Source organism: Nocardioides sp. CPCC 206348, from assembly GCF_048654705.1.
GTDB lineage: Bacteria > Actinomycetota > Actinomycetes > Propionibacteriales > Nocardioidaceae > Nocardioides.
Genome location: NZ_JBMCZA010000155.1, coordinates 1 through 21,078, shown reverse-complemented (window position 1 = coordinate 21,078; position 21,078 = coordinate 1). Strand labels below are relative to the sequence as shown.

The window sequence follows — 21,078 nt, the reverse complement described above, 5'->3', positions numbered from 1 at the left end:
GCAGGTCAGAGCACCTGTCCTACTCCCACTCGATGGTGCCGGGCGGCTTCGAGGTGATGTCGACGGTCACCCGGTTGACCTCGCGGACCTCGTTGGTGATCCGGGTGGAGATCTTCTCGAGGACGTCGTAGGGCAGGCGGGCCCAGTCAGCAGTCATCGCGTCCTCGGAGGTGACGGGACGCAGGACGACCGGGTGGCCGTAGGTGCGGCCGTCGCCCTGGACGCCGACGGAGCGGACGTCGGCGAGCAGGACCACCGGGAACTGCCAGATCTCGCGGTCGTGGCCGGAGGCGGTCAGCTCCTCGCGGGCGATTGCGTCCGCCTCGCGCAGGATGTCGAGGCGTTCGCGGGTGACCTCGCCGATGATCCGGATGCCGAGGCCGGGGCCGGGGAACGGGTGGCGCCACACGATGTCGGCTGGCAGGCCGAGCTGCTCGCCCACGAGGCGGACCTCGTCCTTGAACAGGGTGCGCAGCGGCTCGACGAGCTCGAACTCGAGGTCCTCGGGCAGGCCGCCCACGTTGTGGTGGGACTTGATGTTGTGGGTGCCGGCGCCCCCGCCGGACTCGACGACGTCCGGGTAGAGCGTCCCCTGGACCAGGAAGCCGACCTTGGTGCCCTCGGGCGCGTCCTTGATGATGTCGAGCTCGGCCGCCTCGAAGGTGCGGATGAACTCGCGGCCGATGATCTTGCGCTTGGTCTCCGGGTCGGAGACGCCCTCGAGTGCGTCGAGGAACTGCTTCTCCGCGTCGACGACGACCAGCTTGGCGCCCGTGGACGCCACGAAGTCGCGCTCGATCTGCTCGGTCTCGCCCTTGCGCATGAGGCCGTGGTCGACGTACACGCAGGTGAGGCGGTCGCCGATCGCCTTCTGCACGATCGCGGCGGCGACGGCGGAGTCGACGCCACCGGACAAGCCGCAGATCGCGCGCCCGTCGGGGCCGATCTGCGCGATGATCCGCTCGATCTGCTCCTCGGCGATGTTGCCGATCGTCCAGGTCTGGCGGCACCCCGCGACGTCCCACAGGAAGTGCTCGAGGACCTTCTGGCCATGCTCGGTGTGCAGCACCTCGGGGTGCCACTGCACACCGGCGAAGCCACGCTCGACGTTCTCGAAGGCCGCGACCGGCGTCGACTCGGTCGAGGCGAGGACGGCGAAGCCCTCGGGTGCCGCCGTGACGGAGTCGCCGTGCGACATCCACACGTTGTGCTCGGTCGGGATGCCACCGAGCAGGGTGCCGGCGTGGCCCACCTGCACGCGGGTGCGGCCGTACTCCCGGGCACCGGTCGCGGAGACCGTCCCACCGAGGCCCTGGGCCATCAGCTGGAAGCCGTAGCACATGCCGAAGACGGCGACCCCGGCCTCGAAGAGCGCCGGGTCGAGCGTCGGGGCGCCGGTCTCGTAGACCGAGGACGGCCCACCGGACAGGATGATCGCCTTCGGACCACGCGCGACCATCTCGGCGATCGGCATCGTGTGCGGCACGATCTCGGAGTACACCCGGGCCTCGCGGACCCGGCGGGCAATCAGCTGGGCGTACTGCGCCCCGAAGTCCACCACCAGGACCAGGTCGTGCTCGGACTCGTGCGTGGATTCCCCGGGCGCCGTCATGGGCGAATCGTATCGGCGGGGCGCCCACTCCCCGAACTCGTGCCGACCTCCCGGACCACGCGCCGCACGCGCCGGGCGCCGATGGCGACGTACCCAATGCCTCCGACCACCAGCACGGCGAGGTCGGCAACCAGCCACACCCACCCGGCGGTGACCACCTGCTCACGCGATCCCCACTGCAGCCAGACGACCAGCAGGCCCATCATCGGCACCCAGTACCACAGACCGGCGAGGGCACAGGCGGCCGCGGCGATGCCGACGAAGGCGACGACGACCAGCGCGCCGGGCAGCGTCCAGCCCACCAGCAAGACGGCGACCACGACCGGTGCAGAGGTGAGGAGGACACCCCCCAGCCGGAGCAGGGCGAGCACGGCTGGAGGCCGCACGGACAGGAGCGTCAATCCGGGGGTGCGGTCGACGAGCGGGAAGGGAAGCACGACCGCTGCCAGCCCCGGGAAGACGTGCACGATCCGGACCCTGTCCCGCAGCGCCGGCAGGTCGAGGTAGACGTCGCCCACGACCAGCACCACCCCCGCGAGGACCACGCCTGCCACGAGACTCACGCCGAGGCCCCAGGCACGGATGACGGCGAAGCAGCGCCTATCCCACGCCATCAGGGATCGTGATCTCCTCGAACGCGCAGGTCCGCAACTGGCGGTAGACGTCGCGCACCCATGCCTCCTGCTGGTCGCCGTCGCCGAGCAACCAGGCGCGGTCGCTGTCGCCACGCGCCGGTTGCCGGATCCCGGCACGTACCTGGAGCCAGCGGCCCAGCAGGTGGCGAGCATCCATCGCGAGGTACGACGGCTCCGCGCCGTAGTCCTGAGCACAGAGGGCCGGCGTGACGAGGGTGTCGGTGGCCGAGTCATCACTGACCGAGGAGCTCGACTCGTCGTCGCCGATGAGGTGCACGACACCGTCGGACGGGTCGTGGTCCTGCGTCACGTAGTGCTGGGTGAAGCGCTCGGGGACACTGACGCCGGCGTCGTACAGGAAGGCGGCCTGCCGCTCGACACGGGCAACGAGGTCGGCGAGCGGTCGCGGCGTCTCCTCGAACACACAGACCTGCGGCTGCGCGCCAGAGCAGGTCTGGGGCGGTCGAGACAGCAACTCGTACCGGTCGTCATTGCTGGCCGGCGCCCCCAGCCAGCCGACGACGAGCGCAGCGGCGCCGAGGACGACCACACCGCGACGCGGCCAGGTCGCCCAGAACAACCTCGGGGCAGCGGCCACCAGGACCATCACCACGATGCCCACAGCGGCCACGGCGGGCATCAGCACCGACCGGACCACGAAGACCTGGCCCGACAGGGTGCCGGTCACCCCACCGGTGTTGAACAGCTCGGGAATCACCTGGGACGACGTGAGAAAACTGATCGAGAACACCCCGGCGACCACGAGCGGCGCGAGCCAGGCCCGGCCGCTGGAGAAGCCGACAGCGGCGCCGATGGCCGTCTGGGCCGCGAGGACCGCGAGCGCGGGGATGACGATCCACGAGCTGCCCCAGTACGACGGCACACCGGCCGCGCTCGCCAGCCCGGTGACGCCCACCACGAGGACCACCAGGGCAGCCGAGGCCAACCCCCAGACCGCCACGGCTGGCTGCAACCAGACCCACCAGTCCCGTTGGCTCTGCAGGAGCACATCGCTCAGGGCGGAGCGGCGCAGACGGGCGTAGGCAAGACACGCAGCACCGGCGGCGATGGGACCGATGAATGCAGTCGCGCCCGCGCCGAAATCGAGTGCCTGCTTCCAGGAACCGACCCAGGAGGTCGACCGCGGCGCAACCCAGAGCACGCCCGCCGCCAGGAGCGCGCCGAACTGGGCCAGGATCGCCCAACGGCCACCCAGCCAGGCCAACCGTGCGCTCATGCCGCACCTGCCGCGATCGTCGCGAGGAAGGCGAACTCCGGCGAGCGTTCGGGTCCGCCGCGCTCGGAGACGAACTCCTGGACCGTGCCGTCATGGAGCAGTCGCCCCTCATGCAGGACCGCGATCCGGCTCGCCATCATCGCGACGTCCTCCATCACGTGGCTGCTCAGCACGGTGACCGCGCTGGCGCTGAGGCCCGAGACGATGTCGCGCAGAGCGGCCCGCTGCTCGGGATCGAGACCGGTGGTGGGCTCGTCGAGCAGGAGCACGTCCGGGTCGGTGACCAGGGCGACTGCCAGGGCGAGGCGCCGGTTCATCCCGCCGGACAGCTGACCCACCCGATCAGCTGCCCGGCGAGAGAGCCCGACGCGGTCCAGGAGCTGAGGATTCCGCGCCCGGGCGGTCCCGGGTGGCACTCCTCGCACCCAGCTCGCGTACGCCAGCGCATCCGACACCCGCATCTCGGCGGGCAGCTCCAGGTACTGGGGCATGTAGCCGATGCGCCCCAGCACCTGGCGCCTGTCCGGACCGTAGAGCGACACGTCGTCGACCCGGATCCGACCGTTCTCCGGTCGGCGCGAGCCGGCCAGGGACCGCAGCAGCGTGGACTTGCCGGCGCCATTGACCCCCACCAGCCCACACACTCCCGGCCCCATGTCGAGCAGGTCGATCTCGACCGCCGGCGGGCGGCGACGGTCGTAGCTGCAGCGAAGGTCGTCGACGACAACGCTCATCAGGTCAGAGGGAGAACGTGAAGTAGGGCTTGCGGCTGCAGGGGTCGCCGCTGTTGTTCTGGTCCTCGCACACCTTCGAGAAGATGCGACCACGCTCGGCGTTGCGGGAGGAGTAGTCGTCGGCGTCGTACTGGCTCTGCCACTTTCCACTGTCGTCGCGGGCGCTCTGGTCCTTGCCGACCTCGCTGCACCACTGGATCGCCGTGTTGCACCACTTGTAGTAGGAGTACGTCGTCTCGGTGTAGACGTCGTCACCGCCCGGCCGGGGGTCCCGGTAATTGGTGTGGTTCTTCAAGAACCCGTCCTTCTGGTAGGACGTGCCGTAGGCGAGCGCCTGCTGGGCCCCGTCCTCCCAGGCGATCAGCGGATCCGAGGACGAATGCCAGTTGTAGGACGCCGCGGAGGCGGGGCCAGCGGCGAGCGTGAGGGCCGCGGCAGCGGTGGAGAGCACCAACGCTGCGGTGGAACGGGTCAGAGCGAACATGTGAACCTCCCGAGATGGAGTGGCAGCCGAGCGCTGCCGACGGGAGAATCTTGATGTGCCCATACAAGTATGTCAAGACACTTCTGTGGCCCTGTGGAGAAGCGCCCGGTCCGTGCGCCGCGCGGTAGCGGGCCGGCGAAAAATGCACCGAAAAATGCACCAGGGCCCGACCGGGGAGGGAGGGTGGTCGGGCCCTGATTGTCCACGCAGCTGTTGGACAGTGCTTGGACCGAGCCCGGGCTTCGGGAGGGAGCGTGAATCTCCGGGCTCGCTGGTTCAACGACCTCGCCGTGGTCGGGTTACGCCGTCACCCGACAACTTCCCCAATGTTTCTGGGCGGCCCGGAAAGCTCCGAACCGCCCAGAAATCACGCCTGACCCTTCAGCTGACCCCGACGATCGGCAACCGGAGGGCACCGGGGGCATCCGCCGGGACGACAGGGCTCCGGGGAGCGACCGGCTGGATCCGCTCGTAGGCGTCCCCGAGGGCCGGTCGTGCGTCCTCCTCGCCCTTGTTCGGCCAGAAGGACATCGCCCGCTCGGCCTGCGCCGTGATCGTCAGCGACGGGTTCACGCCGAGGTTGGCCGAGATCGCGGAACCGTCCGCGATGTGCAGCCCCGGGTACCCGTACATCCGCTGGTACGGGTCGACGACGCCCGTCGACGGGCTGTCGCCGATCGCGCAGCCCCCGATGAAGTGGGCCGTCAGCGGCATCCCGAGCGGCTCACCGAGGCTGCCGTAGGCCTCCTTGGCGTTCATCGCCTTCGCCAGGCGCCGTACGGCGTCGTAGGCGGGAGCGATGTACGTCGGGTTCGGCGCACCGTGGCCCTGCGTCGAGGACATGTAGCTGAGCGGTCCCCGCTGGCGCCAGACGGTCGTGATCGAGTTGTCCAGCGTCTGCATGACGAGCGCGACGACGGTGCGGCGCGACCAGGTGTTCAGGGAGTAGAGGTCCTTGATGCCCCCGCGCTGCTTCCACAGCTCCTTGCCCCAGGTCTTCAGCCGGTTCTCGCCCTCGACCTCGTCGACGAGCACGGTGGCCATCAGCGGCATCACGTTGCGGCCGGGGCCGTAGCGGACCGGCTCGATGTGCGTGTGCTCGTCGGGGTGGAACGACGACGTGATCGCCACGCCCTCCGACCAGTCGACCGCGTCATCGTTGGCCGTCGCCCACAGGATGGCTTCGGAGTTGGTGCGGGTGAGGACGCCGAGCCGGTCGGAGATCTCCGGGAGCGATCCCTCGGCCTTGAGCCGGTGCAGCAACCGCTGCGTGCCGAGCGCCGCGGCGGAGAAGATGACCTGCTCCACCCGGAAGGTCTTGACGGCCGACTTGCGCGACAGCTTCGCCTTGGTCCAGCGGGCCGTGACCTCGTAGCCACCCTCGGGCAGCGGACGCACGTCGGTGACGGTCGTCAGCGGGTGGATGGCGGCGCCGTTCTGCTCGGCGAGGTAGAGGTAGTTCTTGACCAGCGTGTTCTTGGCGTTGTGACGGCAGCCGGTCATGCAGGAGCCGCAGTTGATGCAGGTCTTGCGGTCCGGTCCGGCACCGCCGAAGAACGGGTCCTCGACCTTCTCGCCCTCGGGCTGTCCGGGCGCTCCGAAGAAGACGCCCACCGGGGTCGCGTGGAACGTGTCGCCGACGCCCATCTCGTCCGCGACCTTCTTCATGGCGTTGTCAGCGGGCGTCATCCGGGCGTACTCGGTCACGCCGAGCATCCGCTTGGCCTGGTCGTAGTACGGCGCCAGCTCGGACTTCCAGTCCGTGATGTGCGCCCACTGGGCGTCCTTGTAGAACGGGTCGAGCGGCTCGTAGAGCGTGTTGGCGTAGACGAGCGATCCGCCGCCGACGCCCGCACCCGCGAGGATGAAGCAGTCGTTGACCAGGTCGATGCGCTGGATCCCGTACATCCCCAGCTCGGGCCGGAAGACGAAGCGCTTGGCGTCGCCGCCGTTCTCCGGGAGGTCGTCGTCGGTGAACCGGGCACCGGCCTCGAGGACGGCGACCCGGTAGCCCTTCTCGGTCAGCCGCAACGCGCTGACGGAGCCGCCGAAGCCGGAGCCGATGACCAGGACGTCGTAGTCGAAATCAGTCATCGGGTCAGGCCCGTCCGAGCTTGTCCATCAGGCGGAAGGTGGCGGTGGTGACCTTGGAGTAGGTCTCGTCCGACATCCCGAACATCGGCCCGAACCGCATCAGCTTCTGCTGGGCGACCGACTGGACCTCGGTGTAGCGATGGATGCCCTCGGCGCCCTGACGACGTCCCATTCCGGACTGACGCATGCCTCCCATCGGGGCATCGATGCTCGCGAAGGTCGCACCGAACGCCTCGTTGATGTTGACCGTGCCGCACTTGACCTGGCGGGCGATCACGCGGGCGCGGTCGCCGTCCTTGCTGTAGATCGCGGCGTTGAGGCCGTAGTCGCCGTCGTTGGCGCGCGCGATCGCGTCGGACTCGTCGTGGAAGCGGTACAGCGAGATCACCGGACCGAAGGTCTCGTTGCCGAAGCAGGTCATCTCGGGCGTGACGCCCTCGAGGATCGTCGGTTCGAAGAAGTACGGCGCCAGGTCGGGCCGTGCGCGGCCGCCGGCGAGCACGCGGGCGCCCTTCGCCACGGCGTCGGCCACGTGGGCCTCGGCGGTCTCGAGCTGGTCGGCCGAGATGAGCGGGCCCATGTCGACACCCCACTCGAGGTTCGCGCCGAGCGACATCGCCTTGGTGCGGGCGACGAAGCGCTCCACGAAGCGGTCGTAGACCTGGTCGGCGACGAACATCCGCTCGACCGACACGCAGAGCTGGCCGGCGTTCGAGAAGGACGCGCGTACGGCGCCTTCGGCGGCACGCTCGACATCGGCGTCACGGAGCACGAGGAACGGGTTCTTGCCACCGAGCTCGAGCGAGCAGCCGATCAGCTGCTCGGCGGCCTGGCGGGCGATGATCTTGCCGGTCGCGGTCGAGCCCGTGAAGCAGATGTAGTCGGCACGCTCGATGATCGGCGTACCGAGCTCGCGGCCGGGTCCGGCCACGACCTGCCACAGGTCACGCGGGAAGCCGGCCTCCTCGAGCAGCTCGGCACCGAGCAGCGCCGAGAGCATGGTCTGGGCATCGGGCTTGGTGACGACGGCGTTGCCGGCGAGCAGGGCGGGCAGGCCGTCGCAGAGCGCCATCGTGAACGGGTAGTTCCACGGCGAGATGATGCCGACGACACCCTTGGGCACCCGGTTGACCTCGAGCCGCGTGAGCGCGGGGATGACGCCCGGACGACGCTCGGAGTCGAGGTGCCGGTGGGCGGTGCGGGCGTAGTAGCGGGCGGTCAGCGCGATGTGGAGCGGCTCGTCGTACGCGTGCTTGCGGGCCTTGCCGGACTCGAGCTGGATCAGGTCCATGATCTCGGCCTGCCGGTCGAACACGATGTCGTGCAGGCGGTGCAGGATGCGCGCGCGCTCGTCGATCGACACCCGCGCCCACACGGCCTGGGCCTTGCGGGCCCGGCGGAACGCCTCGGCGACGTCCTCGGTGCTCGACTGCGGGATGTTCGCCAGCGGGGCGCCGTTGATCGGCGAGGTGACCTGGGTGGTCGTGCCCGTGGTGGCCAGGACGCGGTCGGTCAGCCGGGCGACGTACTCCGGCTCCAGGGCGTACGACGCCCGGGGGTCGTGCTCGGGATCGTGCGGCCCGCCGACAGCGGGATCTGCGGCGCCACCAGGCGCTCCGGAACCGGGATTGGCTTCGCTCATGTGACGAGAGTAGGTGAGCGGCGTCACCGACGCTACTGATCGGTAGCAGATGTGCCGCTTTACACATCCATTATCCGTGTCAAGCACTGATTTCGGGCCATTTCGGAGCCGTCCCGAGCCGTTCTGGAGCCGTTGCGGAGCCTCGAGAGGCGGCTGCAAGGACTCTGCAAGGTGGCCGGCGCAGGCTCTGCTCAGCGCGACGACCGGCGTCGCCCACCCCGTGGAGGAGACCTGCGATGAGCACCCAGAACACCGAACAGAAGAGCTTCGAGAAGCCCGACGAGACCCGATCGTTCGAACGCGGCAACGTCGACCTGGTCGTCGTCGGTGGCGCCGAGATCGGCCGGCTGACGCTGCAGCCGGGGTGGCGCTGGTCCGAGCACGTGAAGCCGATCGCCGGCACCCACCTGTGCGAGGCACCGCACTTCCAGTACCACGTGAGCGGCACCCTGGCGATCAAGATGGCCGACGGCACCGAGTTCACCGCCACCGCCGGCGACGTGACCTCGCTGCCGGAGGGCCACGACGCGTGGGTGGTCGGGGACGAGCCGGTCGTGGTCGTCGACTGGTGGGGTGCGTCGAACTACGCGAGGCCCTGACCGGCGCGGCGTACGATGACGCGCGTGGGCGCGCTCTCCGTGCGAGTGCTCGGGGAACTCACGGTCGACGGAACCGATCTGACGCAGCTGGACAGGAAGACCCGGGGCCTGCTCCAGCTGCTCGCCCTGTCCCGCGGTCGCCCGGTTCCCGTCGATGCCCTCGTCGATGCCCTGTGGGGCGACCATCCGCCCGCGCGCCCCAGCGACCAGCTGGCGGTCCTGGCCAGCCGGCTCCGGCGCGCGCTGGGTCGTGAGCGGGTCGAGCGCACCGACGGCGGGTACCGCCTGTGCGCCGACAGCTTCGACCTCGCCGAGGTCGACGCCGTGGTCGGCGAGGTCGAACGGCGCCAGGCGGCCGGCGAGATCGCGGGAGCGGCCGCGGCGGCACGCGTGGGCCTCGCCCTGCTGCGCGGCCCCGTCCCCGAGGTGCGCGCGGAATCGGCCTGGGCCGCGGCCGAGACGGACGCCGCGAACCGCCTGGTGCAGCGCGCCCGACGCGTCGCCGCGACCGCCCTGCTCGACGCCGGTCAGTGGCGCGACGCGCTGGACATCGCCTCGGCCGACACGGGGACCGACCCCCTCGACGAACAGGCCTGGCGGACCGTGATGCGCGCGCAGACGGCCGGCGGCCGTCCGGCACTCGCGTTGTCGGCGTACGCCTCCCTGCGGGAGGTCCTGGCCGAGCAGGTCGGCGCCGACCCCTCCGAGGAGACGGAGGCGCTGCACCTTTCGATCCTGCGCGGCGAGGTCCCGGCCGCCACCGCGGTGTCCCTGACGCCGGCGCTCGTCGGTCGGGACAGCCAGGTCGCCCACCTCGACGCCCTCATCGGCCGGGCCCTGGCCGAACGGCTCCCCCGGGTCGCGCTGGTCGCCGGTGAGGCCGGGATCGGGAAGACCACCCTGCTCACCAACTGGGCCGCCGCCCGCAAGGACCTCGGCGACCGGGTCCTCACCGGCACGTGCGGGGCGCTCGACCGCGCGGCACCCCTGGACGTCGTACTGTCCGCGATCGGGCGGTACGTCCAGGAGTCGCCGGACCCTGCTGCACTGTTGGGCGAGGACGACGCCCTGCTCGCGGCGTTGCTCGGCACGACCGGCGAGAGCTCGCCCGCCATCGACCCGTCCCTGGGACCGTCGGTCGTCTATGCGGCGGTGTCCCGCGTCCTCGCCCGGATCGCGGGCGACCGGTGTGTGGTGGTGGTCATCGACGACGCGCACCTGGCGGGCCCGACGCTGGCGGACTGGCTGACCTACCTCCAGCGGCGGCCGGTGCCGTTGGTCGTGGTCCTCGGTGGCCGCCCGGACGAGGGCGGCCCGCTGCCGGCCACCGACTTCGTCAGCCTCGGCCCCCTCGATCGCGAGCACGTCGCGGCCATCGTCGGCAACGACCGCGCCGACGACCTCTACCTCCGCTCGGGCGGGCACCCCCTGTTCCTCGCCGAGCTGGCCGCGGTTGCGGCCGGCGAGCTGCCCGAGTCACTGGTGGCCGCGGTGACGGCCCGCTGTGACCAGCTCGGCCCGGCAGGCGACCTCGTCCGCACCGCCGCGATCCTCGGCGGCGACCTCGACATCGACCTGCTCGCGGGAGTCCTGGGCCGGGGCACCCTCGAGGTCCTCACCGACGCCGAGCGTGCGGTGCGACACGGCCTGCTCGTCGACAACGCCGGCCGCCTGCAGCTGCGCCACGACCTCGTCCGCGTCGCGCTGGTCTCGGGTACGACGTCCGGCCGGTCTGCGTTGCTCCACCGCGAGGCCGGACGGGCCCTCGCCCGACGGGCCGACGCCGATCCGTCGGCGGTGGCCGAGCACGCGCGACTCGGCGGTGACCGCCTGCTCGCCTCGGTGTCGTTGCGCGCGGCCGCTGCCCGGGCCGCCGAGCGGTTCGACCACGCGACCGCGGAGGAGCTCCTCGACGAGTCGTTCACCCTGGTGCCCGACGACCAGACCCGGTTGGAACGCGCCCGGGTGCGGATCCGCCGCGGGCGCTACCGGGCGGCCGAGGAGGACGCGCTCGCAGCGACGGAAGCGGGACCGGAGCGCTGGGAGGCAGCCGCCTGGGCGGCCTACTTCGACCGCCGCTTCGATGACGCGACGTCGTACGCGGACGACGGTGCGCTCGGCGCGGAGGACGACCGGACCCGCACCCGCTGCCTCGTCGCGTCGGGGCGGTTCCTGCACGCGCAGGGCGACCTGGCGCGCGCCAGCCGCAGGCTGGACACGGCGTTGCGGGACGCGACGGGCGAGGATCGGCTCGAGGCCGCCGCCTGGCTCGGGGTGCTGCACGCCCACCGGAGCAACGTCGACGAAGCTCTCGGCTTGCTGCGCCCGGTCACCCGGCCGGGTGTCAGCGTCACCCACACGCCGGCCTCTCTTCACGCCCTGCTGTTCACCGGTCACACGCTCGCGGTCGCCGGCCGTGGCGAGGAGGCGCTGGCCTGCTTCGCCGGCTACACGGCAGAAGTCGCGAGGCGCGACGTACCCCGGTTCGCCGGCCGCGGAGTGAACTTCGGCGGCTGGGTGCTGCGCAACCTCGGCGCGACGAGCGCAGGTGTCGACGCGCACGAGGAGGCAGTCGCCACCGTCGACGGCGTGGTGATCCCGGAGGTGCTGGTCGCGGCACTCGAGGACCTCGCCGATGCGCGGATCCGGGCCGGGGACCCCGACGGAGCGAGAGTGCTGCTCGACCAGGCGCGGGTCGCGCTGGTGGGCGACCTGGTCTTCGGCTGGCGGCTGCAGATGAAGCTGCACCTGCTCGACGCACAGGTCCTCCTGCTGGGTGGTTCTGCCGAGAAGGCCCTGGAGGTGGCGTCGACGCTCTCCACGTCGGCCGCGTCGGCGGGAGTGCCGCGCTACGTCTCGTGCGCCCGTCTCGTCGTGCACCGGGCGCGGGCGGCTCTCGGCGAACCGGTCGACCTCGACCACGCCTGGGCGGACCTCGCCGAGGTCGAGCGCTCGGTCGGCATCGAGGCCTGGTGGTGGGCCGGGCAGACCGGCGCCGAGCTCGGCCAGGAACGCTGGCTCGATCGCGCCGAGGAGCTCGTCGTCGGCCTGGCTGGTCGCAGCGGCGACCACGCGGACACCCTGCGCTCCGACGCCACCCGCCGGCTGGAGGCATGGCGCCACGAGGCGCTGTCTAGGTCGCGCTGAGCACCAGCATCGGTACGACGACCGCGGGCGCACCCACGAGCGCCGCCTCGGCCTCGGCCCGCACGCCGGCGACCTCCGCCGAGGAGAGCCCGGCGACGAAGGGCGCCGTGTGCGCCATGCCGAGTCGCCACGCGACCATGTCGGCCGGCGTCGCCAGGCCACCGTCGACGTCGACGCGCCCCACGCGGACCGACCGGTAGCCGGCCGCAGCGGCCAGGTCCGCCAGGCGGTCGGCGGCACCCACCCGCGCCTCGGCACCGTCCTTGAAGGCGACGTACCAGTCCGGCGGGCGATGGCCTCGCTGGGCAAGCGCGCCGTCCACCACGTCCTTCGCGGGGTGGGTCCACCCGACAGGGAAGGCGGACGCCACCAACGTCGCGGACACCCGACGCAGCTCGACCAGCGCCTGCGCGGGATCCGGTGCGTGGCCGAGGCTGAACGCCGCGACCGCCACGTCGAAGGTTCCGTCACGGAACGGCAACCGCAGCAGGTCGCCACCGACCGCGAGCGCCGGGGACCGCGGGAGCATCCGCGGTGCCAGGTCGACCGCGACCACCCGGGCCGCACCACGCGCGGCGGCCTGCTCCCCCGCGACCCCGGTCCCGGCGCCCGCATCGAGCACCGTCACCCCGGCCAACGGGAGTCGGGCGTCGTCGAGCATCGCGCCGGCGAGCCGCGCGTACAGCGCAGCCGGGCCGCTCCGCCAGGCGGCAGCGGAGAGGTCGTAGGCCGAGCCGATCGCGGTCACGCGAGGAACGCTGCTCCTTCGACGGCCCGCTGCTCCCACCAGACCAGCTCGTCGTCGTACCCGCTGAAGGCCTTCTCCCAGCCGAACTGGACCAGGGCGCCGAGCAGGCTCAGCGCGATCTGGGCGTCCCACCACGGCGCGGTGTCGACGCCGCGCCGTTCGAGGGCGGCGCGGTAGGTGTCGATGGCCTCCTCCTTGGTGACGGGCAGGCGACGGCAGTTGATGGCGAGGTACCACGCCAGGTCGGCCGTTGCTGCTCCCCGACCCGGCGTCTCCCAGTCGAGCAGCACAGTGCGGCCGTCGGCGTCGGTGCCGAGGTTGTCGAGCTTCCAGTTGCCGTGGACGAGCGTGCTGGGCGTCGCGGCGAGGGCGTCCACCAGCGGCGCCGGATCATGCACCAGCGGTACGACGATGGCCGCTGCCTTGGGCGCGACGGTCTCGAGCAGCGGCCAGCCCTGCGCCACCAGCCTGGGGACGAGGTGGTCGGAACCGAGCGCCGCTTCCGCAGCCGCCATCCGCGGCGACAGCTCCAGGTAGCGATCCGTCGGCGAGACCACGTCGATGTCGAGGTCGGTCTCCCAGAACTCCGCGTGGACGGCCGCCATGTGGTCGAGGAACCGGTCGTTCTGCTCCGTCGTGATCGGGTCGTCGACGGCCGGCACGAGCGTCTCCCCGACGTCGTGCATCAGCACGGCCGCCAGGGTCGGCCGTTCGCGATCGTGGGCGACCGCGACGATCGGCTGCACGATCTCGTCGGGCAGGGCGGCCAGGATGCCGCGTCGCCACAGGGCAACCGTCGAGCTGCCGGGGACTCCCGCTGCCCGCAGCGACCAGTCGCCGTCGTGGTCGAGGTACTTCACGACGTAGGACGCCCCGTCGATCGTGACCCGGTCCAGCACGGCGCCCGACTTGCCGGGCGCGTCCAGCGGAGTGCAGTCGGTGGCGCCGACGAGCAGGGCGTCGACGGAGTCGAGGACCGGGTGGAGGTCAGACATCTGCGGCCTCCATCTCGGCCAGCAACGACGCCGGCCAGCGGCCGCCGCACAGCACCACGTCGGCCACGATCTGGTCGTCGACGACGTCGAGCAGGTGGGCGTGGTGGGCGGCATGCGGGATCCCGCCCTCGGTCCACGACAACGTGTAGTCGACGACCTCACCCCTGCTCGTGGGCTCGCGGCGCAACTGCTCGAACGCACCCGGGTCGGCGAACCACCCGCGGTAGGTCTCACGGATCTGGTCCGCGCCGGTCCGGTGGAAGCGCCAGTTCGGCACCGTGGCGTCCAGGGTGGCGTCCGGCGACCAGGCGTCACACTCGTCGATCCGGCCGGAACGAACGGCCTCCAGGAAGCGGTCGACCGCTGATGGCTGGGACATGTTCGGCTCCTCGGCTCGTCTCATCCTGACAGGACCGAGCGTGCCGGGACAGCCTTGCAGTGACCTTGCAGCCCGGTGGTCGAGGTGCTCCATGCTCACCTGCCGGGGCTGCCTGGGTGGCCGTCGCGAGACCGCTGCCCAGGTCCTGCATGCCGCCCGGGTGCGCAAGACGCCCCCCGTGCAGGTCGAACTGGAGGACGTCACCCCGCTCCGCTTCCCCGACGGCTCGCCCGTCCGCGCGGCGTCCGCTGTCGCGCCCTTCGGCGCGGGGTTCCTCGTCGTCCAGGACGACGCGACGCACGCGGCCTGGTGCACGCCTGACGCCGTGACGGCCGTCCGGCTCCTCGAAGCCGTCGAGGGCCTCGACACCTTCGAGAAGCACGCGGGGACCAAGCACCTCAAGCCCGACCTCGAGGCGGCCTGTCCGGTCGAGGTCGACGGCGAGCAAGCGGTGCTGATGATGGGCTCCGGTTCGTCACCGGCGCGGATGCGCTGGGCGCTGGCCGTCCTGAGGGACGGCCGGCCCCACATCTCCGCCACGGACATGACGCCGCTCTACGCGAAGGTTGCCGAAGAACTCGATGTCGACGTCGCCGTCCTCAACCTGGAAGGCAGCTGCCTGGTGCGCGGTGCGCTGCGGTGGTTCCAGCGCGGCCTGCCGTCAGCTGGCATGCCGTCCGGGAGCGTCGACCTCGACGTCAACCAGGTCCTGGCCGCCCTGGCGGGCCAGCTGGATCCAGCCGCCATCGACATCACCCACGCCCGCACCTACGACCTCGGCGACGTCAACGGCATCGGCCTGGCCATCACCGACGCCGTCACCCTCCCCGACGGCAGCGTGCTGGTGAGCGCCGCGGCCGAGGACAGCCCCAACGTGATCGACGACGGCCCGGTCACGGGCAGCGCGTTGGCACTGCTCGTCGACGGCGTCGTGACAGATGTCCTACCCCTGCCGCTGGTCGACGGCGAGGTCGCCAAGGTCGAGGGCCTGATGGTGGTCGGCGACGACCCGACCCTGCTGCGCGCGGTCGTCGATGTAGACGATCCCGGAACCCCGTCACTCGCGCTGCTGTTGCGGGTCCGCTACATGGCCGGCGCAGACAGGTAGACCGACTTCATCTCGGTGTACTGCGCGAGCCCTTCCGGACCGAACTCCCGCCCCGTGCCCGAGGCCTTGTAGCCACCGAACGGCGCAGCGAAGTCCATCGTGTAGGTGTTGATCCCGTAGGTGCCGGTCCGCACCTCGCGGGCGACCTCGAGGCCGGCTTCGTGGTCCGCGGTCCACACCGTCCCGGCCAGTCCGTAGTCCGAGTCGTTGGCGATCCGGACGGCATCGGCCACGTCGTCGTACGCAATGACCGAGAGGACGGGGCCGAAGATCTCCTCCTGCGCGATCCGCATCTTGTTGTCGACGTTCGCGAAGACGGTCGGGCGGACGTACCAGCCCGTGTCGAGGCCCTCGGGACGGCCGTCGCCGCCGGTGAGGAGCCGGGCACCTTCGTCCTGGCCGATCCGGATGTACGACGCCACGCGCTCCTGCTGGCGCGCCGCAACCATCGGACCGATCTCGGTGGCGGGGTCCATCGGGTCGCCGACGACCATGCCGCCGATCGCGGCCGCGAGGGCATCGGCGAAGGCGTCGTGGCGGTCGCGGCTGACCAGCACGCGGGTCTGGGCGACGCAGGCCTGGCCGGAGTTCATCACGCCGAGGAACTTCAGCCCCTCGATCGCGGTGGTCTCGTCCGCGTCGTCGAGGATGATCGCGGCCGACTTGCCGCCGAGCTCCAGCGAGACGCGCTTCAGCTGCTGGCCGCAGATCGCGCCGATCAGCCGGCCGGCCGCGGTGGATCCGGTGAACGCGACCTTGTCGACGCCCGGGTGGCTGACCAGGTGCTCTCCCACCTCGCGACCACCCGCGACGATGCTGACGACACCCTCGGGCACACCGGCCTCGATCAGCATCTCGGCCAGCAGGTAGCAGTCGAGCGGCGTCTCGGGCGCGGGCTTCACGACGACGGTGCAGCCGGTGAGCAGCGCCGGGATCAGCTTGGACAGCACGGTGAACTGGGGGACGTTCCACGGCGGGATCGCGGCGACGACACCGACCGGTTCGTGGCGCACGAGGACGTCGGCACCCAGCACGCCGGGGCGCGTCGACTCCCACGGGAACTCCCGCGCGATCGCGAGGAACGCCTCGATCTGCATCCACGGGGCCGGCGCCTGGGCGAGGCTGCTGAACGAGATGGGCGACCCCATCTCGGTGCTGATCACGGTCGCCATCTCGTCGAGTCGCGCGGCGTACAGGCCCGAGAGGTTCTGGATGATCGCGATCCGCTCCTCCGGCGCCATCCGCGGCCACGGGCCCTCGTCGAAGGCCCGCCGGGCAGCGGCCACGGCGGCATCGATGTCCGCCGTCGAGCCCTCCGGCACCCGCGCCACGACCTCCTCCGAGTGCGGCGAGACCACCTCCAGCACGGCATCCGTCGCGGGCTTGGTCCACGCACCACCGATGAAGAGTGCGTCGCGGTCGAGGGTCATGGGGTCTCCTTGGTTGCACGAAGTGTGGGAAATGGGGGCACGAAGTGTGGGAGATCGGGGTGCGAGATGTGGCAACTAGTCACACTTCGCACCCCCATTTCCCACACTTCGTGATCACGCAAGGTCGAACCAGTCAGCGAAGCCGCTGGGATCGTGGCGGCCGAGGGCACCGTGCTCGAAGAGCCCCCACCCCTCGGCACCACCGGGTACGTCGACTCCGGCGCCGTGGGCGACGGCATGGCCGACGTGGTCGATCACCCCGAACATCACCCGTCCGGCGACGGCCGGGTCGTTCATGTCGTAGGTGAGGCGCTCGGTGAAGCCGGCGCCCTTCCAGACGCCGTGCGTCCAGTCGGAGTCACCGCCGTACCCACCGCCGACGTGGATGGGCACGGGCAGCTTCGAGGTGACTTCGAGGACGAGGCCCTCCCCCGAGGGAGTGGTGCAGTGGATGGTGGCGCCGGTCGGGACACGCGTGCCGGCCGCGTACCGGATCTCGACGCGGGGCCAGCCGAGCTGCTCGACCCGACCGTCCTTCCACACTCGGGTGCAGTCGTTCAGCGTGCGGAACCCGTCGGGCGTCTCCTGGATGATGATCACGACGCAGAAGTCCTCGAACCGCATCGGGACGTAGAGCCACCACATCCCCTCGAAGGCCGGGTCTGCAGGCTTGCCGCCGGGGGCCGCTTCGCCCACCGGACGGATCCCCCACGACCGGTCGCGGCTGCCGACCCAGCGGTCGGGCGTCACCGCGATGTCGGAGCCGTCGACGTTGATCGTTCCCTCCCAGGTGCCGACCTGCGCGAACCGCTGCGCGTCAAGGATGGTGTTCGACCCCTGGCGCATCACGTGGGGCAGTTCCTGTACGACGTCGAAGGAGCCCTCCCACGTCAGGTCGAGCGCGATGCCCTCGGTCTCCTCGAGCACGACCCGCAGCTTCCGCAGCGGCTCGATCACCTCGATCCGGTAGTTCCCGACCTGCTGCTGCATCCGGTCGGCGCCGCGCGGGTCGGCCGCGTCGCTGAGGTGCACGGCCGTCTGCTCCCGGCGCCCGTCGACGTCCCGGCTGAGCAGGACGAACGCGTCCTTGGTGCCGAGGTTCGGGTAGAAGCCGAGCCCGGTGATAAGGAACAGGTCCCCGGTGCGGTCGTGGGCGTTGAGGTAGCAGCGGTCGTAGAAGTTGCGGTCGCTGCTGCCTGCCCAGGCGACGGGACGCGGCAGCTGATGGATCGGGTACTCGTCGAGCGGACCGAGGCCGACGTACTCCCCGTGCGCACTGCTCATGCGCCGACCTCTTCCAGGAGCGCCTCGAACAGCGGCCGGTGGTGGAAGACCGCTTCGGGATCCTCGGGCCGTTCGATCTCGCCGAAGTGGATCTGGCGGGCGCTGGTGCGCAGGAACACGCAGCCCCACAGCACCGCGGCGTGGAGCTGGTGCCAGGTCAGGTCGCCGACCTCGACGCCACTGGCCACCGTGTACGCCGACGCGACGTCCTCGGCGCGCAGGAAGTCGGGCATGCCGGGCACCCCCAGCATCCGGGCGATCTCGTCGAAGACCCGGTGCGCGAAGACCATCCACGCCAGGTCCATCTCTCGCGGGCCGACCGTGGCCATCTCCCAGTCCAGCACGGCCACCGGGGCGAAGTCGTCGTACATGACGTTGCCGATGCGGGCATCGCCCCACACGAGCACCGGCTCGCCCTCGTCGGACGGCAGGTTCGTCTCGAGCCACGCGAGTCCGCGCTCGATGAGCGGCGAGCGCACGCTGTCCGCGTCGGCAGAGAGCGCGTAGTCGTACCAGGACCGCGTGCGGGCGAGGTTGCGGGCGAGCGGCGTCGCCCCCTGGTGGCCGGCAACGGCCGGGTCCAGGAAGGCGAAGGTCGTGGCCGCATCCGGGATGGCGTGCAGCTTCGCGAGCACCTCGACGCTGGACTGCTGGAGATGCTGCTGCTGCTGGGGCGTCGCGTCGAAGAGCCAGTTGTCACCGAACGTGTACGGCAGGACGTCCGGCGGTACGACGCCCTCGACCCGGTCCATCAGGAAGAACGGCGTGCCGAGCACGTCGCCGGTCGGCTCGAACCAGCGCACGGCCGGGACCGGGACGTCGGTGAGCTCGGCGGCGAGCCGCATGGCGTCGTACTGGTCACCGAGGCGGTACTCCGCGAACACCGGCAGGTCCTCCGGGGCGGGCGCGACGCGGGCGACGTAGGCGCCCGTGACCCGCTCCCCGCCCTCCGTCACCGTGACATCGAGCAGGACGGTCTCGCTGGACATGCCGTTGCTGTCGACGCCGGCGAGCAGGGTCACCGTCGGGTCGGACCCCGAGGGCAGCACCGTGGTCAACCAGGCTTCGAGCTGGTCGTGGACTGCGGACTGGTCGCGGCTCGAGCGCTGCAACGTCATCTCGGCAGGCAACTCTGACTGCGACATGGGGGCCTCCTGGATTCAGCCTGTTAGAACGTGTTCTAGTTGTCAACGGAGGATTACGGTACCTTCGGTGTCGTAATAGGGGAAGAGGCCATGGGGAACGACATCGACGAGGTGGTCCGCGGCGCTGGGCGCCCGCGGGATCCGCGCATCGAACAGGCACTGCTGGCCGCCGTACGCGACCTGCTGACCGAGGGCGGTTACGCCGCGGTGACCGTCGCGGCGGTCGCCGAGAGAGCCGGTACGACGAAGGCGGCGCTGTATCGCCGGTGGCCGGCGCTCCCCCACCTGATCCACGAGGCCGCGTTCCCCGACGAGCTCGCCCAGGACCTGGTCCTGGGCAACGACCTCGCCGCCGACATCGTCGGCGTCGTCCGCGGGACGCGGGACACGTTGTGCTCACCGATCGGCGCCGCGGCACTCCCCGGACTGCTCGCCGAGGTCGGCACCTGGCCGGACCTCCACGCAGCGATGATGCGGCGGTTCTCCGGGGTGTTCGCGGCCCTCGAGCAGCGACTGCAGAAGGCCGTCGCCGACGGCGACGCCCACTCCGAGGCGCGCGCGGACGACGTCCTGCGCCTGGCGATCGGAGCCGTGCTCGCCGGCCTGTTGCTCACACCGGACGAGCTCGACGACGCGTGGGTCGACCGGATCTCCGCGACGCTGACCCGCGGCCTGCGCCCTGACCCCGTTGCCTAGTCGTGCTCGATCGGGTGCAGCTGCGGCGCGACGACGCCGCAGTGCGCGCACTCCTCGATCGCGAGCCGATCCGCGGCCAGCGGCCGCCGGATGAACAACGCCGACAGGACCGCGCCGGCCAGCAGCAGTGCGGCATTGATGGTCATCGCATGCCCGTACCCCGCGTCGAAGGCGACCGGGTCGGCGTAGTCCACGCCGCCGATCCCCACGGCGACCGGGATCGCGGCGACCGCGATCAACCCAGCAGTGCGCGCGACCGCGTTGTTGACCCCCGATGCGACACCGGCATGACGGCTCTCGGCCGCGTCGAGCACCGTCGCGGTCAGCGGTGCCACGAGCAGGGTGAGTCCGGCACCGAACAGCACGACCGGCGGCAGCACGTCGACGAAGTACGACGACCCGGCATCGATGCGACCCATCCAGAGCACGCCGGCGGCCGCCAGGAGCGGGCCGATCGTCATCGGCAGCTGCGGCCCGATCCGCTGCGCCAGGGCACCCGATCGTGCCGAGAACAGCAGCATTACGACCGTGACCGGCAGGATCGCCGAGCCCGACTTGATCGGCGACCACTCCGTCACGACCTGCAGCTGCAGCACCAGGAAGACGAACACGACGCCCAGGGCGGCGTACACCATGAAGGTGACGACGTTGGCAGCGCTGAACTGGGCGCTGCGGAAGAGGTCGAGGGGCACGAGCGGGTGCGTCGACCGGGCCTCGACCGCCACGAACGCAGCCAGACAGGCCAGGCCGGCGCCGCAGGCTCCCATCACGGACCCGTTGAAACCGACGTCGCCGGCCCGGGTCAGCCCGAAGGTGATCGCACCGAGGCCGACGGCGGCGAGCACCGTGCCGGCGACGTCGAGCCGGTCCGCGGCGTTCGGGTCACGGCTCTCGGGCACGTGGCGCAGCGTGACCAGGACGACCAGCAACGCCACCGGCACGTTCACCAGGAAGACCAGGCGCCAGTGCAGCTCGACGAGCCAGCCACCGACCAGCGGTCCGATGGCAGCCGCGATCCCGCCGAGACCTGACCACGCGCCGACGGCGGCCGCACGGGAGTCGCGATGGAACGACGCCGCGATGATCGCCAGGCTGCCCGGGGTCAGCAG

18 protein-coding genes are annotated in these 21,078 nt (G+C 71.2%); 4 read left to right on the top strand and 14 right to left on the bottom strand.

All coding sequences use genetic code 11. The annotated features are described in order from the left end of the window. Positions 1–19 precede the first annotated feature (19 nt). The 7 genes from guaA to ACOADB_RS10950 all read right to left on the bottom strand — a co-directional run bounded on the left by guaA (position 20) and on the right by ACOADB_RS10950 (position 8,438). Positions 20–1,612 carry a glutamine-hydrolyzing GMP synthase gene (gene guaA, locus ACOADB_RS10980; protein WP_378598140.1) on the bottom strand — a complete coding sequence of 531 codons (1,593 nt, stop codon included), beginning with the start codon at positions 1,610–1,612 and terminating at the stop codon, positions 20–22. After that, the gene (locus tag ACOADB_RS10975; RefSeq protein ID WP_378598138.1) at positions 1,609–2,226 is read right to left on the bottom strand and encodes a hypothetical protein; all 618 of its coding nucleotides are present in this window, start codon (positions 2,224–2,226) and stop codon (positions 1,609–1,611) included. The genes guaA and ACOADB_RS10975 overlap by 4 nt, the downstream gene beginning before the upstream one ends. After that, complete coding sequence (locus ACOADB_RS10970) at positions 2,213–3,484, bottom strand: DUF7224 domain-containing protein (protein WP_378598136.1); 1,272 nt, start codon at positions 3,482–3,484, stop codon at positions 2,213–2,215. The genes ACOADB_RS10975 and ACOADB_RS10970 overlap by 14 nt, the downstream gene beginning before the upstream one ends. Next, positions 3,481–4,218 (bottom strand): ABC transporter ATP-binding protein, encoded by a 738-nt coding sequence (locus ACOADB_RS10965; protein WP_378598134.1) that lies wholly within the window; start codon positions 4,216–4,218, stop codon positions 3,481–3,483. The genes ACOADB_RS10970 and ACOADB_RS10965 overlap by 4 nt, the downstream gene beginning before the upstream one ends. Positions 4,219–4,222: 4 nt before the next feature. Further along, on the bottom strand, positions 4,223–4,702 hold the full coding sequence (locus tag ACOADB_RS10960; RefSeq protein ID WP_378598132.1) for a hypothetical protein: 480 nt from the start codon (positions 4,700–4,702) through the stop codon (positions 4,223–4,225). Positions 4,703–5,083: 381 nt separating this feature from the next. Continuing rightward, positions 5,084–6,796, bottom strand: a complete 1,713-nt coding sequence (locus ACOADB_RS10955; RefSeq protein ID WP_378598130.1) for a GMC oxidoreductase — start codon at positions 6,794–6,796, stop codon at positions 5,084–5,086. A gap of 4 nt (positions 6,797–6,800) precedes the next feature. Then, on the bottom strand, positions 6,801–8,438 hold the full coding sequence (locus ACOADB_RS10950; protein ID WP_378598128.1) for a succinic semialdehyde dehydrogenase: 1,638 nt from the start codon (positions 8,436–8,438) through the stop codon (positions 6,801–6,803). Between the two features lie 236 nt (positions 8,439–8,674). Between ACOADB_RS10950 and ACOADB_RS10945 the strand changes: the two genes are divergently transcribed. Beyond that, positions 8,675–9,037, top strand: a complete 363-nt coding sequence (locus ACOADB_RS10945; protein ID WP_378598127.1) for a cupin domain-containing protein — start codon at positions 8,675–8,677, stop codon at positions 9,035–9,037. 24 nt (positions 9,038–9,061) lie between these two features. Next, positions 9,062–12,184, top strand: coding sequence for a BTAD domain-containing putative transcriptional regulator (locus tag ACOADB_RS10940; RefSeq protein WP_378598125.1), 3,123 nt, complete (start codon positions 9,062–9,064; stop codon positions 12,182–12,184). Here ACOADB_RS10940 and ACOADB_RS10935 read toward each other — a convergent pair. Genes ACOADB_RS10935 through ACOADB_RS10925 form a run of 3 tightly spaced genes read right to left on the bottom strand, consistent with a single transcriptional unit; the run spans position 12,171 to position 14,306 of the window. Beyond that, a complete protein-coding gene (locus tag ACOADB_RS10935; protein WP_378598123.1) occupies positions 12,171–12,932 on the bottom strand; it encodes a class I SAM-dependent methyltransferase in 762 nt (253 codons plus the stop codon). The genes ACOADB_RS10940 and ACOADB_RS10935 overlap by 14 nt on opposite strands. Then, complete coding sequence (locus ACOADB_RS10930) at positions 12,929–13,927, bottom strand: phosphotransferase (RefSeq protein WP_378598121.1); 999 nt, start codon at positions 13,925–13,927, stop codon at positions 12,929–12,931. The genes ACOADB_RS10935 and ACOADB_RS10930 overlap by 4 nt, the downstream gene beginning before the upstream one ends. Beyond that, a complete protein-coding gene (locus ACOADB_RS10925; RefSeq protein WP_378598119.1) occupies positions 13,920–14,306 on the bottom strand; it encodes a hypothetical protein in 387 nt (128 codons plus the stop codon). The genes ACOADB_RS10930 and ACOADB_RS10925 overlap by 8 nt, the downstream gene beginning before the upstream one ends. A gap of 91 nt (positions 14,307–14,397) precedes the next feature. On the opposite strand from ACOADB_RS10925, the gene ACOADB_RS10920 reads away from it, so the two are divergent. Beyond that, complete coding sequence (locus ACOADB_RS10920; RefSeq protein WP_378598117.1) at positions 14,398–15,414, top strand: DUF6910 family protein; 1,017 nt, start codon at positions 14,398–14,400, stop codon at positions 15,412–15,414. On the opposite strand, the gene ACOADB_RS10915 is transcribed toward ACOADB_RS10920, so the two are convergent. The 3 genes from ACOADB_RS10915 to ACOADB_RS10905 all read right to left on the bottom strand — a co-directional run bounded on the left by ACOADB_RS10915 (position 15,390) and on the right by ACOADB_RS10905 (position 19,273). After that, positions 15,390–16,844 carry an aldehyde dehydrogenase gene (locus ACOADB_RS10915; RefSeq protein WP_378598115.1) on the bottom strand — a complete coding sequence of 485 codons (1,455 nt, stop codon included), beginning with the start codon at positions 16,842–16,844 and terminating at the stop codon, positions 15,390–15,392. The two genes, ACOADB_RS10920 and ACOADB_RS10915, sit on opposite strands and share 25 nt — an antisense overlap. A 114-nt stretch (positions 16,845–16,958) precedes the next feature. Next, the gene (locus ACOADB_RS10910) at positions 16,959–18,128 is read right to left on the bottom strand and encodes a hypothetical protein (protein ID WP_378598113.1); all 1,170 of its coding nucleotides are present in this window, start codon (positions 18,126–18,128) and stop codon (positions 16,959–16,961) included. Continuing rightward, positions 18,125–19,273 (bottom strand): phosphotransferase family protein, encoded by a 1,149-nt coding sequence (locus ACOADB_RS10905; RefSeq protein ID WP_378598111.1) that lies wholly within the window; start codon positions 19,271–19,273, stop codon positions 18,125–18,127. The genes ACOADB_RS10910 and ACOADB_RS10905 overlap by 4 nt, the downstream gene beginning before the upstream one ends. A 90-nt stretch (positions 19,274–19,363) precedes the next feature. Here ACOADB_RS10905 and ACOADB_RS10900 point away from each other — a divergent pair, with 90 nt between their 5' ends. Beyond that, a complete protein-coding gene (locus ACOADB_RS10900) occupies positions 19,364–19,969 on the top strand; it encodes a TetR-like C-terminal domain-containing protein (RefSeq protein ID WP_378598109.1) in 606 nt (201 codons plus the stop codon). Here ACOADB_RS10900 and ACOADB_RS10895 read toward each other — a convergent pair. Continuing rightward, positions 19,966–21,078, bottom strand: a 1,113-nt coding sequence (locus tag ACOADB_RS10895; RefSeq protein ID WP_378598107.1) for an MFS transporter, incomplete at its 5' end; no start/stop codon positions are given. The two genes, ACOADB_RS10900 and ACOADB_RS10895, sit on opposite strands and share 4 nt — an antisense overlap.

What these genes read in the sequence shown, in the direction of transcription:
- ACOADB_RS10910 (WP_378598113.1), bottom strand. Translation starts at nt 18,128, where the DNA reads ATGAGCAGTGCGCACGGGGAGTACGTCGGCCTCGGTCCGCTCGACGAG.
- ACOADB_RS10920 (WP_378598117.1), top strand. Translation starts at nt 14,398, where the DNA reads ATGCTCACCTGCCGGGGCTGCCTGGGTGGCCGTCGCGAGACCGCTGCC.
- ACOADB_RS10915 (WP_378598115.1), bottom strand. Translation starts at nt 16,844, where the DNA reads ATGACCCTCGACCGCGACGCACTCTTCATCGGTGGTGCGTGGACCAAG.
- guaA (WP_378598140.1), bottom strand. Translation starts at nt 1,612, where the DNA reads ATGACGGCGCCCGGGGAATCCACGCACGAGTCCGAGCACGACCTGGTC.
- ACOADB_RS10925 (WP_378598119.1), bottom strand. Translation starts at nt 14,306, where the DNA reads ATGTCCCAGCCATCAGCGGTCGACCGCTTCCTGGAGGCCGTTCGTTCC.
- ACOADB_RS10930 (WP_378598121.1), bottom strand. Translation starts at nt 13,927, where the DNA reads ATGTCTGACCTCCACCCGGTCCTCGACTCCGTCGACGCCCTGCTCGTC.
- ACOADB_RS10900 (WP_378598109.1), top strand. Translation starts at nt 19,364, where the DNA reads ATGGGGAACGACATCGACGAGGTGGTCCGCGGCGCTGGGCGCCCGCGG.
- ACOADB_RS10970 (WP_378598136.1), bottom strand. Translation starts at nt 3,484, where the DNA reads ATGAGCGCACGGTTGGCCTGGCTGGGTGGCCGTTGGGCGATCCTGGCC.
- ACOADB_RS10960 (WP_378598132.1), bottom strand. Translation starts at nt 4,702, where the DNA reads ATGTTCGCTCTGACCCGTTCCACCGCAGCGTTGGTGCTCTCCACCGCT.
- ACOADB_RS10905 (WP_378598111.1), bottom strand. Translation starts at nt 19,273, where the DNA reads ATGTCGCAGTCAGAGTTGCCTGCCGAGATGACGTTGCAGCGCTCGAGC.
- ACOADB_RS10965 (WP_378598134.1), bottom strand. Translation starts at nt 4,218, where the DNA reads ATGAGCGTTGTCGTCGACGACCTTCGCTGCAGCTACGACCGTCGCCGC.
- ACOADB_RS10955 (WP_378598130.1), bottom strand. Translation starts at nt 6,796, where the DNA reads ATGACTGATTTCGACTACGACGTCCTGGTCATCGGCTCCGGCTTCGGC.
- ACOADB_RS10975 (WP_378598138.1), bottom strand. Translation starts at nt 2,226, where the DNA reads ATGGCGTGGGATAGGCGCTGCTTCGCCGTCATCCGTGCCTGGGGCCTC.
- ACOADB_RS10945 (WP_378598127.1), top strand. Translation starts at nt 8,675, where the DNA reads ATGAGCACCCAGAACACCGAACAGAAGAGCTTCGAGAAGCCCGACGAG.
- ACOADB_RS10950 (WP_378598128.1), bottom strand. Translation starts at nt 8,438, where the DNA reads ATGAGCGAAGCCAATCCCGGTTCCGGAGCGCCTGGTGGCGCCGCAGAT.